The organism is Paludibacter jiangxiensis (assembly GCF_001618385.1).
Taxonomy (GTDB): Bacteria; Bacteroidota; Bacteroidia; order Bacteroidales; family Paludibacteraceae; genus Microbacter; species Microbacter jiangxiensis.
The window spans coordinates 501,726-519,802 of sequence record NZ_BDCR01000004.1; the positions used below are offsets into that span (position 1 = coordinate 501,726).

The 18,077-nt window shown below is 38.8% G+C and carries 13 protein-coding genes; 7 read left to right on the forward strand and 6 right to left on the reverse strand.

What is annotated here, in order from left to right; all coding sequences use genetic code 11:
- Nucleotides 1-117 precede the first annotated feature (117 nt).
- The 6 genes from PJIAN_RS12210 to PJIAN_RS12235 all read left to right on the forward strand — a co-directional run bounded on the left by PJIAN_RS12210 (nucleotide 118) and on the right by PJIAN_RS12235 (nucleotide 9,410).
- Complete coding sequence (locus PJIAN_RS12210) at nucleotides 118-1,116, forward strand: aldo/keto reductase (RefSeq protein WP_068705441.1); 999 nt, start codon at nucleotides 118-120, stop codon at nucleotides 1,114-1,116.
- Nucleotides 1,117-1,353: 237 nt separating this feature from the next.
- A complete protein-coding gene (locus PJIAN_RS12215; RefSeq protein ID WP_068705443.1) occupies nucleotides 1,354-2,670 on the forward strand; it encodes a PhoH family protein in 1,317 nt (438 codons plus the stop codon).
- 133 nt (nucleotides 2,671-2,803) lie between these two features.
- Nucleotides 2,804-4,360, forward strand: a complete 1,557-nt coding sequence (locus PJIAN_RS12220; protein ID WP_068705445.1) for a cytochrome ubiquinol oxidase subunit I — start codon at nucleotides 2,804-2,806, stop codon at nucleotides 4,358-4,360.
- Between the two features lie 53 nt (nucleotides 4,361-4,413).
- Entirely contained in the window at nucleotides 4,414-5,562 is a 1,149-nt protein-coding gene (cydB, locus tag PJIAN_RS12225) for a cytochrome d ubiquinol oxidase subunit II (RefSeq protein WP_068705447.1), read from the forward strand.
- 125 nt (nucleotides 5,563-5,687) lie between these two features.
- Nucleotides 5,688-7,772, forward strand: coding sequence for a M3 family metallopeptidase (locus PJIAN_RS12230; RefSeq protein ID WP_068705449.1), 2,085 nt, complete (start codon nucleotides 5,688-5,690; stop codon nucleotides 7,770-7,772).
- Nucleotides 7,773-8,285: 513 nt separating this feature from the next.
- Entirely contained in the window at nucleotides 8,286-9,410 is a 1,125-nt protein-coding gene (locus PJIAN_RS12235; RefSeq protein WP_068705451.1) for an OmpA family protein, read from the forward strand.
- A gap of 235 nt (nucleotides 9,411-9,645) precedes the next feature.
- On the opposite strand, the gene aspS is transcribed toward PJIAN_RS12235, so the two are convergent.
- From aspS to PJIAN_RS12250, 3 genes are all read right to left on the reverse strand, one after another.
- Nucleotides 9,646-11,403 (reverse strand): aspartate--tRNA ligase, encoded by a 1,758-nt coding sequence (aspS, locus tag PJIAN_RS12240; RefSeq protein ID WP_068705453.1) that lies wholly within the window; start codon nucleotides 11,401-11,403, stop codon nucleotides 9,646-9,648.
- Between the two features lie 110 nt (nucleotides 11,404-11,513).
- Nucleotides 11,514-12,086, reverse strand: coding sequence for a DUF3109 family protein (locus tag PJIAN_RS12245; protein WP_068705455.1), 573 nt, complete (start codon nucleotides 12,084-12,086; stop codon nucleotides 11,514-11,516).
- 2 nt (nucleotides 12,087-12,088) lie between these two features.
- Entirely contained in the window at nucleotides 12,089-14,392 is a 2,304-nt protein-coding gene (locus tag PJIAN_RS12250) for an NADP-dependent malic enzyme (RefSeq protein ID WP_068705457.1), read from the reverse strand.
- A 370-nt stretch (nucleotides 14,393-14,762) separates the two neighbouring features.
- On the opposite strand from PJIAN_RS12250, the gene PJIAN_RS12255 reads away from it, so the two are divergent.
- Nucleotides 14,763-15,260 (forward strand): dihydrofolate reductase, encoded by a 498-nt coding sequence (locus PJIAN_RS12255; RefSeq protein ID WP_068705458.1) that lies wholly within the window; start codon nucleotides 14,763-14,765, stop codon nucleotides 15,258-15,260.
- Here PJIAN_RS12255 and PJIAN_RS12260 read toward each other — a convergent pair whose 3' ends face one another.
- Genes PJIAN_RS12260 through PJIAN_RS12270 form a run of 3 tightly spaced genes read right to left on the reverse strand, consistent with a single transcriptional unit; the run spans nucleotide 15,261 to nucleotide 18,060 of the window.
- Nucleotides 15,261-16,382 (reverse strand): CapA family protein, encoded by a 1,122-nt coding sequence (locus PJIAN_RS12260; protein ID WP_068705460.1) that lies wholly within the window; start codon nucleotides 16,380-16,382, stop codon nucleotides 15,261-15,263. It lies immediately after the preceding gene.
- Between the two features lie 5 nt (nucleotides 16,383-16,387).
- On the reverse strand, nucleotides 16,388-17,299 hold the full coding sequence (locus tag PJIAN_RS12265) for a dihydroorotate dehydrogenase (RefSeq protein WP_068705461.1): 912 nt from the start codon (nucleotides 17,297-17,299) through the stop codon (nucleotides 16,388-16,390).
- Nucleotides 17,287-18,060, reverse strand: coding sequence for a dihydroorotate dehydrogenase electron transfer subunit (locus PJIAN_RS12270; protein ID WP_068705463.1), 774 nt, complete (start codon nucleotides 18,058-18,060; stop codon nucleotides 17,287-17,289). Before PJIAN_RS12270 ends, PJIAN_RS12265 begins: the two co-directional genes overlap by 13 nt.
- Between the last annotated feature and the right edge of the window lie 17 nt (nucleotides 18,061-18,077).

The following is an 18,077-nucleotide window of genomic DNA, read 5'->3' on the forward strand; positions in this document are numbered from 1 at the left end:
AAATAAAAACGGTACAATTTGAAATTTTTCACTTTGTGCCGTTTTTTATTGATACCACACCAGACTCTTCATTTTTATTGTATTTTTGTGCATATACAAACAAATCACTCCTAATCAATGGAAACACAACCCTCACCTACCCGCTACGAAAATAAAGTTCCCTATGTACAGTGCGGAAAAAGCGGCCTCGTTCTACCCCGGATATCATTAGGTTTATGGCATAACTTCGGTGATGTTGACGATTTTAGCGAAGCAACCAAAATGATCCAGTTTGCATTCGATAATGGTATAACTCACTTTGATCTGGCCAATAATTACGGACCTCCGGAAGGAAGCGCTGAAGAAAATTTCGGAAAGATTCTTCATCATTACTTACCCGGATACCGCGACGAAATGATAATATCCACAAAAGCAGGACACAGGATGTGGCCTGGCCCGTACGGCGACGGAGGATCTCGTAAATATCTTATCGCCAGCTTAAACCAAAGCCTGAAAAGGATGAAGCTGGATTACGTGGATATTTTTTATTCTCACCGGTATGATCCGAATACTCCTCTGGAAGAGACCATGAATGCATTATCTGACATTGTGCAACAGGGGAAAGCATTGTATGTCGGAATATCGAAATACCCGGTAGATAAAACAATTGAGGCCTACTCTATACTGAAAGCAAATGGAACTCCATGTCTGATCCATCAGGACAGATACAGCATGTTATCACGAGACATAGAAGAGGGAATTCTACAAGCTGCGGATGATCATGGCGTGGGATTTATCGGGTTTTCTCCTTTATATCAGGGGGTATTGTCTGACAAATATCTTCACGGTATCCCTGATAATTCACGAGCCGCAAAATCAACAGGCTTTTTACAACGCAGTCAGATATCGCCCGAAATTTTGGACAAAGTTACCGCTCTTAATGCCATTGCAATCCAGAGAGGCCAGACGTTGGCACAAATGTCATTAATTTGGTGCTTACGACACCCGACTGTTACCTCTGTTATTGTCGGCACTAGCTCCTTAAAGCAATTGCAGGATAACATTGACGCGTTGCACTACCCGCGCCTGTCTGAAGAAGAAATCGCTCAGATAGACACAATACTTCAACAAAAATAGAACCCTCGTTCTCTTGATTTGAAGAATCAAACATAAAGCAATCGGAGCTTAATGGCTAACTTGAAAGCCATTAAACTTGACCAGAACGTAAATTCACATAAAAGTAGCATTAAAGCTTCAACATAAGAAAAAATGCTATCTTTACAGCGTGCATTTACGTTCTTGTTGTATTCAGGATACTCTTATTTCGCATCAGTCCTGATACAATTACTCTAAATTCTTCTAAATTTTACAACTATGGCAATCAAGAAGTTTATCCTCGACACCAATGTCATTCTACATGACTATAAATGCATCTACAATTTTCAGGAAAATGATATTTATATTCCCATAACTGTACTCGAAGAGCTTGATAAGTTTAAAAAAGGGAATGATGATATTAATTTCAATGCCAGAGAGTTCTCCCGGGATCTCGATTTACTGGCTGACAATTCCATTTTCACCAAAGGTGTAAGTCTGGGAGACAGCTTGGGTAAATTGTATATCGTAACTTCATACGACTATCCGGAAGCCTTGCAACAAACTTTCTCTGAAAAAACGCCCGATCATCGCATTCTGGCAGTAGCCTATCAACTACAGAAAAAGTATAAAAACACCATCTTCATTTCGAAAGACATCAACCTTCGATTAAAAGCTAAATCTCTGGGAATTGTTGCAGAAGATTATATTTCGGACAAGGTTACAAGTGCTGATATTTTCGATAAAAAACATGCCACATTCTCTCACGTAGAAGCCCATCTCGTGGATGATCTCTATAAATCAAAAGAGGGTATTCCTGTGGAAAAATTCAGTTTTTGTTCCGACATTGAACCGAACGAGTGTTTCATCATCAAAAGCAGTAAATCAGGCGTTCTGGCTCGTTATAATTCTTTCAATCAGAAGGTTGAACGGGTTGAAAAGAACAAGGTATTTGGTATTGAACCCCGCAATGCTGAACAAGCCTTTGCGTTTAACGTAATGCTGGACAATAATATTAAACTGGTTGCGCTTACGGGAAAATCAGGAACCGGAAAAACACTGCTTGCCCTTGCTGCGGCTTTGGAACAACAGGAAAATTTTCAGCAAGTATTACTTGCTCGCCCTATTGTTGCTCTTGGAAATAAAGATTTGGGCTACCTTCCCGGCGATGATAAGCGCAAAGTATCTCCCTATATGCAACCTTTATTTGACAACCTGAATGTCATTAAGCATCAGTTTAATTATCAGGGAAAAGAAGTCTATAAAATTGAGGAAATGCAGCGCGAACAGAAGCTGGTTATAGAAGCGCTGGCGTATATTCGCGGGCGGAGTCTGAGCAATACATTTTTTATTGTTGACGAGGCCCAGAATCTTACGCCACACGAAATCAAGACTATCATTACAAGAGCCGGAGAAGAAACCAAAATTATTTTTACCGGGGATATTCAACAAATAGACCAACCTTATCTCGACATGCACTCTAATGGACTGGTTTACATGATTGACCGTATGCGTGGCCAAGAGCTCTTCGCTCATATAAACCTTACTAAAGGAGAACGAAGCGCTCTCTCAGAATTAGCCAGCAACCTATTATAATATCACCAAAAACTTGGAATTGATTATTTCAATAACTATATTTGCCGGTCAATTTATTTAAAATAAATACAATTTTACAAACATAACTCTCTAAATTCTGGTGTAGTCGCCTAACAATCAATTTTATTTGCGCATGGAAACACTCGATTTATCTATCATTGACTGGTCTCGTGCCCAGTTTGCAATGACCGCTATGGATCATTGGATTTTCGTACCGTTGACATTGAGCCTTGGTTTTATTATGGCTGTAATGGAAACCGTATATTACAAAACAGGTAAAGCCGAATGGCAAACAATGACAAAGTTCTGGATGCGTCTTTTTGGCATCAACTTTGCCGTGGGGGTAGCCGGAGGTTTAATCTTAGAGTTTCAATTTGGCACTAACTGGTCCAATTATAGTTGGCTTGTTGGCGATATTTTTGGAGCCCCGCTTGCTATTGAAGGTATAATGGCCTTTTTCCTGGAATCAACTTTCTTTGTTATCATGTTTTTTGGCTGGAACAAAGTCAGCAAAGGCTTTCACCTCGCAGCAACCTGGCTCACATGGTTTGGTGCCACATTATCTTCATTATGGATTTTAGTCGCAAATGCCTGGATGCAATATCCTACAGGTACTTCCTTCAATATAGATACAGTTCGCAGCGAAATGACCGATTTTTGGGCTGTACTCTTCTCTCCGATGGCAATGAATAAATTTTTTCATACCGTTACATCGTCCTGGATTGTGGGAGCTACATTTGTAATCGGTGTCAGTTGCTGGTATCTGATGAAAAAACGCAATATTGAGTTTGCACATAAAAGCATACGAATAGCTGCTGCTTTTGGTTTATTGGGTATAATACTGGCTATGTACAGTGGTGACGGTTCGGCTTATCAGGTAGCGCAAAAACAACCTATGAAACTCGCCGCAATGGAAGGTCTTTATCAGGGACATAACGGAGAAGGATTAGTTGCCATGGGTATCCTGAATCCGGCAAAAAAAGAATATAACGATGCTACAAATCCGTTTCTTGTTAAAATAACCGCTCCGAAATTGCTCTCTTTTTTAGCTTTCAGAAATTTTGACGCCCACGTTCCCGGCATTAAAGACTTATTGGATGGCGGCTATCTGGAAACAAAACCTGACGGTCAGGCTGTCAAACCTGTCACAACAGACGAAAAAATTGTGTTCGGCAAAATGGCTCAAAATGCTCTAAAAGGCTATAAATTAGCTCAAAAAGAACACAATGATTCTCTGGCCGCTGTGAATAAGGCTGTTTTTGCAGCTACATCCCCCTACTATGGTTACGGTTATATTAAAGATAAAAAACAGTTGATTCCGAATGTACCGCTTACTTTCTATTCATTCCGTTTCATGGTAATTTTCGGAGGCTTTTTCCTCTTATACTTCATCTTCATTCTATACATCCGTCGCAGAATTGAAAACATGAAATGGCTTCAGAAGTTTGCATTATGGGCTATTCCCCTGGCTTACCTTACTTCTTTCTCTGGTTGGATTGTTGCTGAAGTCGGACGCCAGCCCTGGGCAATTCAGGATCTTTTACCAACATTTGCAGCTGTATCCAGCATACCCGTGAGCTCTATCCAGACAACATTCGCATTTTTTGCCATACTGTTTATCGTCCTTTTCATTGCCATTGTAAGCATTATGGTGCACGAGATTCGCAAAGGGCCTGAACACATACAATAAGGTCCATTGTAACTGATAAACACTATCGATTAAACAATTTTAATTCAATAATTATGGATTACGCTTTTTATCAAGAATATTGGTGGTTTTTAGTATCGTTGCTCGGTGCCATACTGGTCTTCCTGTTTTTTGTTCAGGGAGGACAATCCTTGCTGTATACCATTGGGAAAACCGACGAAGAAAGAACGCTTATGGTAAATTCTATTGGAAGAAAATGGGAATTTACATTCACTACGCTGGTTACTTTTGGGGGCGGATTTTTTGCCTCTTTTCCGCTTTTTTATTCCACCAGCTTTGGAGGTGCCTATTGGCCCTGGATGCTTATTTTGATTTGCTTTGTGCTACAAGCTTTCAGCTATGAATTCAGAAAAAAAGAAGGCAATATTCTGGGTCATAAAACATATGAAGCTTTTTTGCTTCTCAATGGATTTGTCGGATTATTGCTATTTGGAACCGCAGTGGGAACTTTCTTTACTGGCAGCGAATTTATTGTGAACAAAGAAAATATCTATCAACCGTTGATGCCGGTAATTTCGACATGGCAAAACCCGTTACATGGCCTTGAAGCTGTAGCTAACCCTCGTAATGTACTACTCGGACTTGCTGTTTTCTTCCTTGCCAGAGTGTTGGGCAGCCTTTATTTTATCAACAACATACGCCACGTGGCTATTAATGCACGCTCCCGGAAACAGGTATTAATCAATTCCATTCTGTTTTTGGTCACATTCCTTGCCTTTTTCATATGGACACTATGTGCCAAAGGCTTTGCAGTACATCCTGAAACCGGAGAAGTTTACATGCAAAACGCTAAGTATTTCCACAACTTAATAGAAATGCCACTGATTGGGATTATGTTGCTTGTCGGCGTTGTAGCCCTTCTATATGGCATTGGTATCGGAGTGTTCTGCTCTCGCAGCACTAAAGGAATCTGGTTTGCTGGTTTAGGTACAGTATTAGCTGTATTATCGTTGCTGTTAATTCTTGGCTATAACAATACGGCCTTCTACCCATCGGTTTCAGATTTACAAAGTTCACTCACGATTCGAAACAGTTCTTCAAGTCTCTTTACATTAAAGGTAATGAGCGTTGTTTCTCTTTTTATTCCGGTAGTTTTGGCCTACATTTTTTATGCATGGCGAATGATGGATAAAAAGCAAATTGATACCAACGACCTCAAAGACAATCATAACCCTCAGTACTAAACACTGACGCAAATTTCAGAAAGCGTAAGTATGGTAAAACTACCCTGCTTACGCTTTTTTTATTTCATCCTTCTAGCATAAAAACCTAACTTTGCTATAGATTATAACCCTACACATTTAAAAATATGACAGAAAAATCTACGTTATCTTCATACAATAGCATTTCGAATAATCCGTTCTTACATCCATTCGATACCCCACACGCAGCTATTCCATTCAATGAAATCAAGCTCGAGCACTATTTGCCGTCATTTCAGGAAGCCATTCGCATACATGAATCCGAAATTGATGCTATTGTTGGAAACAAAGATGTCCCCACGTTTCAAAATACAATTGAAGCCCTCGAAAATTCAGGACGTTTACTTTCTCTTGTAACAAATACATTCTTCAACCTTAACAGTGCTGAAACGACTGATGAGATGCAACAACTTGCAGAAGAGATTTCTCCGATGCTGACCGATCATTCCAATAATATCTCATTAAATGCACAGCTTTTTGAAAGAGTGAAACAGGTATTTATTCAAAAAGATTATTTGGAATTAGTCGCAGAACAACAAACCTTATTACAAAAGACATACGACAGCTTTGCCGATAACGGAGCAAATTTGAATGATACGGATAAAATTACGTATCGAAACCTCACGGAAAAACTTGACACCGCGTCTTTGACCTTCGATAGAAATATTCTGAAAGAAGTCAACGACTATTCCCTGATTATTTCAGATAAACAGCGGTTAACCGGACTATCTGACGACTATCTTGAAGCTGCTGCTGCAAAAGCCTCGGCAAAAGGACAAAATGGATGGCTACTTGACTTGACAGCTCCGAGTTATGTGCCAGCCATGAAATTTTTAGATAACCGGGAGCTGAGACAGCAACTTTACATGGCATTCTGCACAAAAGGAATTCATAATGACGCCAATGACAATCAGGAAATAATTCGCTCTATTGTGAATAACAGACTGCAACTTGCTCAATTATTAGGTCATAAGACATATGCAGAATATGTACTGAAAGATAGAATGGCCGAAACGAGCGACAATGTATACAAGCTTCTTAATGAGCTGTTAACCGCCTATAAACCTGTAGCCGATAAAGAAATAGAAGCTGTGCAGAAATATGCTGCAAGTCTAGGATTTACAGAACAATTAAAGCCTTGGGATTGGGCTTACTATGCAGAAAAGCTCAAGGATCAAACATTCACTTTCAATGAAGATTCATTGCGTCCGTATTTTGAACTCAACAATGTAATTACGGGAGTCTTTGGCTTAGCAACTAAATTATACGGAATTACCTTCAAAGAAAACACGAATATTCCCGTATATCATCCGGAAGTGAAAACGTTTGAGGTATTTGATCAGGATGGACAATACCTTGCCCTACTCTACACAGACTTCTTTCCCCGACAAGGAAAGCGACCAGGTGCATGGATGACAGAATTCAAAGGCCAATGGAAAGACGGAGAGGACAATCATCGTCCTCATATTAGTCTGGTGATGAATTTTACCCGTCCTACAAAAACAAAACCAGCCCTTCTTTCCTTCGATGAAGTGAAAACATTCCTTCATGAATTTGGACATGCCCTACATGGCATTTTTTCCAACACAATATATCTATCACTCTCGGGGACGTCTGTATATCGCGATTTTGTAGAATGCCCCTCGCAGTTCATGGAAAACTATGCTGTTGAAAAAGAATTCCTTGATGATTTTGCATTCCAGTATCAAACGAAGGAATTAATCCCTTTTGAAATGATTCAAAAAATCAAAAATGCTGAAAATTATAACATAGGATACCAATGCATACGTCAATTGAATTTTGGATTCATCGATATGGCATGGCATATGCTAGAAAAAGACTTCTCAACTAATGTGATTGAATTTGAAAAACAAGCTGAAAAGCAGACTCAATTATTACCTTCTCTTGAAAACACGTGTATTAGCTCGGCATTCGGACATATCTTTTCAGGTGGGTATGCCGCCGGATACTACAGCTATAAATGGGCTGAAGTACTGGCTGCTGACTCTTTTGCAGCCTTTCAAAATGCCGGCATCTTTAATCAGGACGTAGCTAATTCTTTCCGCAATAACATTCTTTCCAATGGAGGATCCGAAAAGCCGATGACCTTATACAAACGATTCAGAGGGCAGGACCCTTCCATTAATGCTTTGTTAATTGCCAATGGGATTACGCTTCATACCACAAAATAAAAATTTGAATAGAATAAAACAAATCCATTCTTAACACTTCAAAAGGTATTTAATCAATAAACGTTCAATATTTCGCGCTAATATTTAAAGTCAAAATGTTTAATATAAGTAAAAATAGAATCATTTTGATTCATTTTTCATTCTTAATTATCGCATAATCATTTGTAATAATGAGCATTTGTGGAATTTTAGCGCCTATATCTTATTGATTGTTTGTATTTTCACAAATTGTTATTCAATCCTTTTTTGATTTGATTTTTTTTAACTATATACGGAAAGTGTGATATAAAATTAGCGCTATCTTTGCCTTAAGTATTTTTGACGGTTTGTTCAAAAAACCACGATTTTTCTACATTTCACCCTTGTTCGTATGAAAGAAAAATTATTTTCTTCTAAAAAATTGACAACAAATTCCCGCATTAAGAATTCTAATTTTAAGGAAATATTCTTAGGCTTTCTATAGAGTATAAAGTGAAAAAATCAAGCTGTTGTTTAATTAAAATTTTTTGAAAAATGAAAAAAATTATCACATGTGGATTGCTACTCTTTGCTTTCATTGCAGTAGCAAATGCTCAAGCTGACAAAAAAGCCGATGCAAAAGATGCAAAAGCTACTTTTCAGCCAGGTTGGTATATGAGTCTCTATACCGGTTACAATTTATTTTTAGGTGAAGGAAGTAACATTTTTAAAAGCGGAAACTCTATCAATTTCAGAAATGATGGTGGTGTGCTTTCTACTTTCGGATTAGGTTACGATTTTAATCCGGTTATTGGCTTACGTGGCGAATTAGGCTGGGCGCGTCATGGCTGGCAAGGCTACAATGCGTACACAAAAGTAAACAATCCTGATTGGTGGAGCGTTAACTTTACCGGTGATCTGACAGTAAACTTGAGCAACTGGTGGGGTGGTTACAATCCTGACAGAATTTTTGATGTCACTGCATTTGGTGGCATTGGCTTAGGTGTTCGTTCTGCGAATCAAGTTGCAGCAAAAAAGCAATTAACTCCTATTGTACGCGCAGGTTTACTTGGAAGCTTCCATCTTTCAAAACAATTTGACCTGAACGCAGAAGTAGCAACCAACGCTGTTCGCGATGGATTCAACGGCGTAAAAGCTGGTCTTTTCTTTGATGATTTCACAGCTTTCCAGGTTGGTTTTACATACCACTTCAAAGCTACATCTAAAGCAGCTCCCACACCTGCTCCAGAACCAGTAATCCAAATCAAAGAAGTTGTAAAACACGATACTGTATTTGTTAAGGTTCCCGCTCCTAAAGTAACAAAAACTGTTACAAAGGAATTTTCTAAAGAAATTTTCTTTGGCTTTGACAATTCAAGCTTAAATGACCTTAACAAGAAAGCGACAATTGAAGAAACTGTTGCATTCCTGAAAGCTAATCCTGATGCAAAATTAACCGTTGATGGCTATGCTGACAAAAATTCAGGCAGCAAAGCATACAACCTGAAATTAAGCAAAAAACGTGCTCAGGCTGTTGCAAAAGCAATTACAAAAGCTGGAGTAGACAAAAGCCGCTTAACAGTTGTTGGACACGGTGTCATTCCACAACTTTATAAAGAAAAAGCTAAAAACCGTCTTACTACATTGAAATCTTCTTACCAAGTAGTAGAAGTTCAATAATAATATAAACTCGAAAAGCTCTAAGAGGATGTTCAATCGAACATCCTCTTTTTTTTTATAAACCACTCCTACCACTGTACAAGGGTCATTCCGGACAAGCAATTCTGCTATCAATACATTTGCAAAACCACACCCAACCAGCATTCAACTAAACGTTGCATTTAAATACTCGTTGATGTAAATCAAAAAAAGCAGAGCTTTTGGCTCTGCTTTGCTTTATATAAGACATTATATTTTATTCAATATCTGGCAATGTAATATTGATATTGAGTTCTTTAAGCTGAGATTCTTCTATTTGAGAAGGCGCTCCACTCATTACATCCCTACCCGAGTTATTCTTTGGAAATGCAATACAGTCACGAATGCTGTCCAATCCTGCAAAAAGAGATACACAACGATCCAATCCAAAAGCCAGTCCTCCATGAGGTGGTGCTCCATATTTGAATGCATCCATAAGGAATCCGAACTTGTATTGTGCCTCTTCTTCTGAAAAGCCCATTAAACGGAAAATTTTATGTTGAAGCTCACTACTGTGAATACGAATAGAACCTCCGCCAAGTTCAACGCCATTTATAACCATATCATAAGCGTAAGCTCTGACTCTACCTGGATCTGATTCCAGGTATGGAGTATCTTCTAAATTCGGAGATGTAAAAGCATGATGCATAGCGTAAAAACGCTGTGTATCTTCATCCCATTCAAACAAAGGAAAGTCAATTACCCACAAAGGCGCAAATTTATTTTTATCGCGCAAGCCCAAACGACTCCCCATCTCTAAACGCAATTCACACAACGCTTTTTGTGTTTTTACTTTGGATCCGGCCAAAATCAGAATCAAGTCACCCGGCTTAGCATTCATTGCTTCTGCTATCTTCTTAAGATCATCAGCAGTGTAAAATTTATCTATAGATGATTTGATTGTGCCGTCTGCTTCGTACTTAATATAAACCAACCCCTTTGCTCCAATTTGAGGACGTTTTACAAAGTCGGTCAATTCATCAAGTTGTTTTCTGGTATAAGTTGCACAACCTTCAGCACATATACCTCCTACGTATTCAGCGCTGTCGAATACGACAAAATCGTGCCCCCCGACAAACTCTTTCAATTCAACAAAAGTCATTCCAAAACGAATATCCGGCTTGTCCGAACCATATAACCTCATAGCATCAGCGTATGTAATGCGAGGCAAAGAATCAATCGTAATGTCTTTTACATACTTGAAAAGATGAATCATCATCCCTTCAAACAAATTGAGCACATCTTCTTGCTCTACATATGACATCTCACAATCTATCTGAGTAAATTCAGGCTGACGATCAGCACGCAAATCTTCATCTCTGAAACATTTTGCTATCTGAAAATAACGGTCAAAGCCTGAAACCATCAATAATTGCTTATACAATTGAGGAGACTGAGGCAAGGCATAAAATTCACCAGAATTCATTCGGGATGGCACCACAAAGTCACGAGCTCCTTCTGGTGTCGATTTAATTAAAATGGGAGTTTCTACTTCCAGAAAGTTTTGTTGATCGAGATAACGACGCACTTCAAAAGCTATACGATGTCTTAACTCCATATTTTTACGAACGGAAGAACGGCGTAAATCAAGATAACGATACTCCATTCTCAGGTCATCACCTCCATCCGTATCATCCTCTATAGTAAATGGCGGTGTTTTAGATTCGTTTATGATATTTAATTCACTTACAATTAACTCAATATCACCCGTAGATAAATTCGGATTTTTATTACTTCGCTCTGCAACTTCACCTTTGACCTGAATAACCCATTCACGTCCCATGCGATTTGCTTTTTCGCACAATTCAGCATTAACATCCTGATTAAAAACTAATTGGGTAACTCCATAACGATCGCGCAAGTCCACAAAGGTCATACCTCCCATTTTACGCGTTTTTTGTACCCAACCGGCCAAAGTGACGGTTTCATTAACATGAGTATGGCGAAGTTCGCCGCAAGTATGCGTTCTAAACATGTGATTCTTTTTTTGTGCAAAAATAGTAAATTATACAGATAAAAATAAACGAACCCCGCTCAATCTTCATTGAAAATTAAGCGGGGCGCTTGTTTGTTATGAATCTTTAATTATTGTTTTACAATATGCTCAGCAGCAACAACAAGCTGATCATACCATTGTTTGCCAAACTTCCTGATTAAAGGTTCTTTGAGATATTGATACAATAATAAGTTCTTCTTTCTTCCATCAACAACAGCGTCTTTGCAAATATGCCATTTATGATAGTTTACGGCTTGAAAAGTAGGGAATTTTTTTGTGCGTATTGGGTATAAATGACACGAAATTGGTTTTCTGAATGTTGTTTTACCCGCGTTGTACAACTGTTCAAGCAAACAACTCCAAATACCATCTTCCCCTTTTGTTGCAAAAACACATTCCGCACCATGAACAATAGAAATCGCCATATCGCCTTCACGGTCAATATAAGCCACACCCTGCTCATTAATAACCTCTTGTGCATCAGGTGTCAGTTGATCCCATATTAATGGCAAAATCTCTTCTATTTGAGCTATTTCATCCAATTCTACGGGAGCACCCTCTTCTCCTTCCACGCAACAAATGCCCTTACATGCTTTCAAATCGCAACAAAAGCACTGATCAAACAGATCCAAACTTATAATTGTATCATCAATCTGCAACATCTTTATACTAAATCTCCAACTTTATTGTTTCTTTTTTGATCTTCCACTATAGCATCCAATACTGCAACTATAGTCATATTTACAATATCCCGAACAGAACTTTCCACATCAAGAATATGAATTGGCTTATTCAATCCCATTTGGATCGGACCGATCATGTCTGCTAATCCCATTTCCAACAACAGCTTACTAGCTGTATTCGCAGAACTTAAATTAGGGAATACCAATGTATTAACATCTCTACCAGCCAATTTATTGAAAGAATATTTTTCATCACGCAGTTTTTTGTTCAGAGCAATATTCACCTGCATTTCTCCATCCACAATCATATCCGGACATTCAGCATGAAGTCGTTTCACTACATTATGTACGCTGGCCGGGCTTCCTGTTTTGTCAATACCAAAGTTAGAATAAGAGATCATTGCCATAACAGGTTGATGGTTAAAGAATTTAACGGCATCATTAGCCAATTTGGCAATATCCACCAGCACGTCTGTATTGGGATGTCTGTTAAATAAGGTATCGGCCATAAAGAAAGTTCCTTTTTTAGTGTTCAGAATATGCATTGCTGCAATATTATGCACACCTTCTCTGATGCCTATCACCTGTTTTGCGGCATTAATACTTTCAGTAAAGTTTGTGTAGGAGCCCGTAATCATCGCATCTGCATCACCGGTTTCTACCATCATCATACCAAAATAATTACGCTCAAACATTTTTTCAAGAGCGTCTGGAAGAGTCATACCATCCCGGCCACACTTTTCAGTAAGCAATGACGCATAACGCGTACGACGTTCTTCTTCCCTGTCATGGCGCAAATTTACTATTTCAATTCCTGCAAGGTCGATATTATTCTCTGCAGCCATCTTCTCTATACGTTCTTCATTCCCGAGCAATATTGGATGACATACACCCTCTGCCTTAGCTAGTTCAGCAGCTTTAAGCACATTCAAAAGGTTAGCTTCTGAAAATACCACTCTTTTCGGACTTTGGCGAGCCATCTCAACAAAATGTCGCAGCATCTTGTTATCCGAACCCATCAGTTCTCGCAACTTATCCTTGTATGCTTCCCAGTCTTCAATTTGAATACGGGCTACACCTGAATCAATTGCAGCTTTGGCTACAGCTGGTGCTACAGTTGTAAGCAACCGGGGATCTAAAGGCTTAGGAATTATGTAAGAGCGACCAAAGCTAAGTTTGCTTAAATTGTACGCAGCGTTAACTACATCAGGAACCGGCTTTTTGGCCAATTCAGCAATAGCGCGCACAGCAGCAACTTTCATTTCTTCATTAATAGTTCTGGATCTCACATCCAAAGCACCCCTAAATATATAAGGAAATCCTAGTACGTTGTTGATTTGATTAGGATAATCAGAACGTCCGGTAGCAAACAGAATATCGCCACGCGAATCCATTGCATCCGCATAGGAAATTTCAGGATTCGGATTAGCCAAAGCAAAGACAATAGGATCTTTAGCCATTGTTCGAACCATTTCTTTACTCAACACGTCAGCAACAGATAATCCTAAGAAAACATCTGATCCATATACCGCATCTGCAAGGGTTTTTAGATCTGTGCGAGAAGTGGCAAATTCTTTTTTCTGATCTGTAAGGTTGCTACGTGTATCACAAATGACACCCTTACTATCAACCATCACAATATTCTCTCTTTTTGCCCCCAGGCAAATATAAAGTCGGGCACAGGAATTTGCTGCTGCACCGGCACCGTTCACAACAATTTTTACTTCTTCAATTTTCTTCCCTACAATCTCAAGCGCATTTAACAATCCTGCTGCCGAAATAATAGCCGTTCCATGCTGATCGTCATGCATGATAGGAATATCAAGCTCTTCTTTTAAGCGGGTTTCTATTTCGAAACATTCAGGAGCCTTGATGTCTTCGAGATTTATACCTCCGAAAGTAGGTGAAATAGCTTTTACAGCCTGAATAAATTTTTCAGGATCTTTTTCGTTGACTTCGATGTCAAAAACGTCAATCCCAGCAAATATTTTGAATAATAAGCCCTTACCTTCCATAACAGGTTTCCCGGCCAATGCTCCAATATCGCCTAATCCTAAAACTGCTGTTCCATTAGAAATTACAGCAACAAGGTTGCCTTTGGCTGTGTAGTCATATGCTGTATCCGGATCTTTTTCGATCTCTAGACAAGGCTCTGCCACACCTGGTGAATAAGCTAAAGATAAATCTGTTTGTGTACTGTAAGGTTTTGTAGGAACCACCTCAATTTTACCGGGTTTGCCTTGTTTATGGTAGTTTAAGGCATCCTCTCTTGTTAGTTTAGCCATGGTGTAGTATTTGATAATGATGTTAATAATTAATCGCAAATTTAGCATTTTATCTCATTAAACCAGAAACCAAACAAGGCTTATTTTCTTCGATATTCAAAAAATAAGCTAAATATTGCGTCAATTTATCACAATTTTCACAACTCCACGAATGAGTGCCAATTAGCTCTTAAATAGCAGCTCATAACAACGTAAGCAATGATCAAATTTAACAAACACAGAATAAGCTGTTAGCATTCTACATGAAAATCAGAATATTCGATAAATATTTCAACGATAATCTTTAGAAAAGAGTGCAGCTAATATGTCACACTTCAATTTTTTTAAGAGTAATTTTATCTATTTTTGCACCATAAATAGATTCCTGACTATGCCACACATTTCAATTATAGCAGCTGTAGCCTCCAACAATGCCATCGGCAAAGATAACGCCCTTCTATGCCATCTTCCCGGCGATTTACAGCGATTTAAACAACTAACCCTTCACCATACCATCATAATGGGGCACAAAACGTTCTTATCGCTTCCCAATGGCGCTTTGCCCAATCGCAAAAACATAGTTTTAAGCAAAACGGTACACGAAATACCAAACTGCATTGTAATGGGGTCTCTCGAAGATGCTTTAGAATCTTGTAAAAATGAGGACGAAGTATTTATTATTGGAGGAGGAATACTTTACAAACAAGCCTTGCCATTAGCCGACCGTCTATATCTTACCCATATCCATGCAAACCTAGAAGGCGATACGTTTTTTCCTATGGTAGATTATAGCCAATGGACAGAAATAACACGAGAAGACTTAAATTCTGGAGAAAAATGCCCGCATTCGTATTCTTTTATCAATTACGAGCGAAGCATAATTAATTGATTATTTGAAGCTTTGTATATTTTGGAGGCGGTTTCGTGTGTCCTGATCAAAAGTGACCAACATTGAATCATCACGAGCTGGCAAACTAACAGATAACAGTCCGTTTCTGTATTTTTCCGTAGGAATTAAATAGTATTGAAATTTACGGTTCAGTGTTCCTTTATATACATAAAACGGGAGATAATCTACTTTTTTAATTTTACAGCTATTCTTCAAAATCGTGATCCTTGCTAATATTCCCCCATTAGAATTACGCCAACGTTGATTCGAGATCATATTTCCTAAGGAATAAAATACAGGGATTTTAGAGCTGTCAGAACGGCTCAACATCTCGAAATTCTGGACTACATGAGGATGTGAACCAATAATAGCATCAACTCCGGCTTTTGTCATAAAACCAGCCAGGCTTTCTTGAAGAGAATTGGATTTCAATTCATATTCATTGCCCCAATGAATGGTCATCACGACAAATTGAGCTCCCCTTTTGCGAGCAGTCTGAATATCGTTTCTTATTTGTACTGTATCAATCAAATTAACAATTTTCGGAGCAGAAACTACATGTCCATTTGTACCAAAAGTACAATTCAACAGCGCAATTTTCAAGCCTTTCACTTCAATAATAAGAGGATACAGAGAATCCCTCTGTGCTTGATTGGGATACACTCCCATTGATTTTACCTTCTTATTTACAGTAATATAAGAACGTTCAATCCCACGTTCCCCTCTATCTGCAATGTGATTGTTGGCCAATTGCATAACCTTGAACCCTGCATTAACAGCACCATCCAATAACGCATCAGGGCTTGAAAAACAAGGATAACCACTATATGGCTTTCCTGCTAAAGGAACTTCCAGATTAGCTACCGCAATGTCTGCTGATTTAATATAAGGCTCTATATAGGTATAACAAGGATTAAAATCATAAGTCTTTGTAGACTTATTATAAGCAGCCTCAATTTGAGGTACATGCCCCATAATATCTCCGGCGAATACCAAAATAATGGAATCGTTTTTGGTAGGTTCGCCATGTGTATTATCCTTTGTATCAGGAGCTTTATACGATAAAGAAACCCAAACGATGGATAATAGCATGAACAAGGATATGTACCAGCTTTTTTTCATATATGTTATGCTTCTAACGCTCCAATTATATCATAAATGGAAGAACACCCGTGTCTGTCAAGATATTCATTAATACCTTCAACTACTTTTACACTGATAGCCGGGTCTATAAAATTGGCTGTGCCTATTTGGATTGCTGTTGCACCGGCAAGGAAAAATTCAATCGCATCTGCTGTATTCATAATGCCTCCCAACCCTATTACAGGTATTTTAACAGCCTTTGCAACCTGCCATACCATACGTAATGCTACAGGCTTGACGCAAGGCCCGGACAAGCCTCCTGTTATCGTTGAAAGATAGGGCTTTCTGGTTTCCGCATCAATCGCCATACCTAATAATGTATTTATTAATGACACGGAATCAGCACCTTCCTCTTCGACTGCTTGAGCAATCGATGCAATATCAGTCACATTAGGAGATAATTTCACAATCAGAGTCTTGGAATAAGCTTTACGAACAGCCCGAACCACCTCTGCTGCACCAGCGCAACTAACACCGAAAGTCATTCCACCTTGCTTCACGTTCGGACACGATATGTTGAGCTCTATAGCGGGTATTTTATCCAGTTCATTAACTTTTTCAGCCGTAGCTACATAGTCTTCAATAGTAGAGCCGGAAACATTGACCATTATGTTAGTATCATAGTCTTTTATACGAGGATAAATAGATGAAATGAAATAGTCAACACCTTTATTTTGCAGACCTACAGCATTTAACATTCCTGATGGTGTCTCTGCCATACGGGGATAAGCATTCCCTTCTCTATGTCGAATGGTAGTGCCTTTTGTAAAAATACCCCCTATTCGATCTAAATCCATAAAATCAGTATACTCTTCGCCAAAACCAAATGTCCCGGAAGCGGTCGTTACCGGATTTTTGAACTCTAACTCCCCTATTCTTATCTTTAAATCTGCCATGATAATTCTTTTGTGTTAAATACCGGACCTTCAGAACAAACGCACTTATGACCACTTTGAGTCTGCGTTACACAACATAAGCAAGCTCCAAAGCCACATGCCATCTTATTCTCCAGCGAGGCCTCGCATTCGATATCATTATTCTGAGCAAATCGGGCAACAGCCTGCATCATAGGTGTTGGCCCACAGGTGTATATCTTATCAATATGTTCCTGTAATTTAGAGTGTTGTGTAACAAAACCCTTTTCACCAGCACTGCCATCTTCGGTAGTAATAAAAACTTCTCCAAATTGCTTAAAATCATCTATTTGCATCAAACCATCAGCAGATCTGGCACCTAGCAAGAACATAGGATTACAACCTTGTTGTTTTAATAGAGATCCCATATATAATAACGGAGCAATACCAACTCCACCTCCCACCAATAATAGACGCGATTGAGCACTTTGTGGCATTGTAAAAGAATTTCCTAATGGAAGAAGCATGTTTACTACATCTCCGGTCTTATATTCAGACATTTTCCGGGTTCCTTCGCCTACCTTCTGAACCAATAACCACAATTCGTTCTTCTGTTGATCGACGAAATTAACGGAAATAGGACGTCTAAGGAACACTCCGGGAGCATTATCTACCCGTACCTGAACAAACTGACCAGGTAACATCTCTGGAAGTTGCTCTTTATGTGTAAATTTCAATAAAAAATGGTTGCTTCCCAACGGTATATTCGCGGAAACAACCATATCTAGCGAGCATTTTTTCATATGTAATAATTTGACTG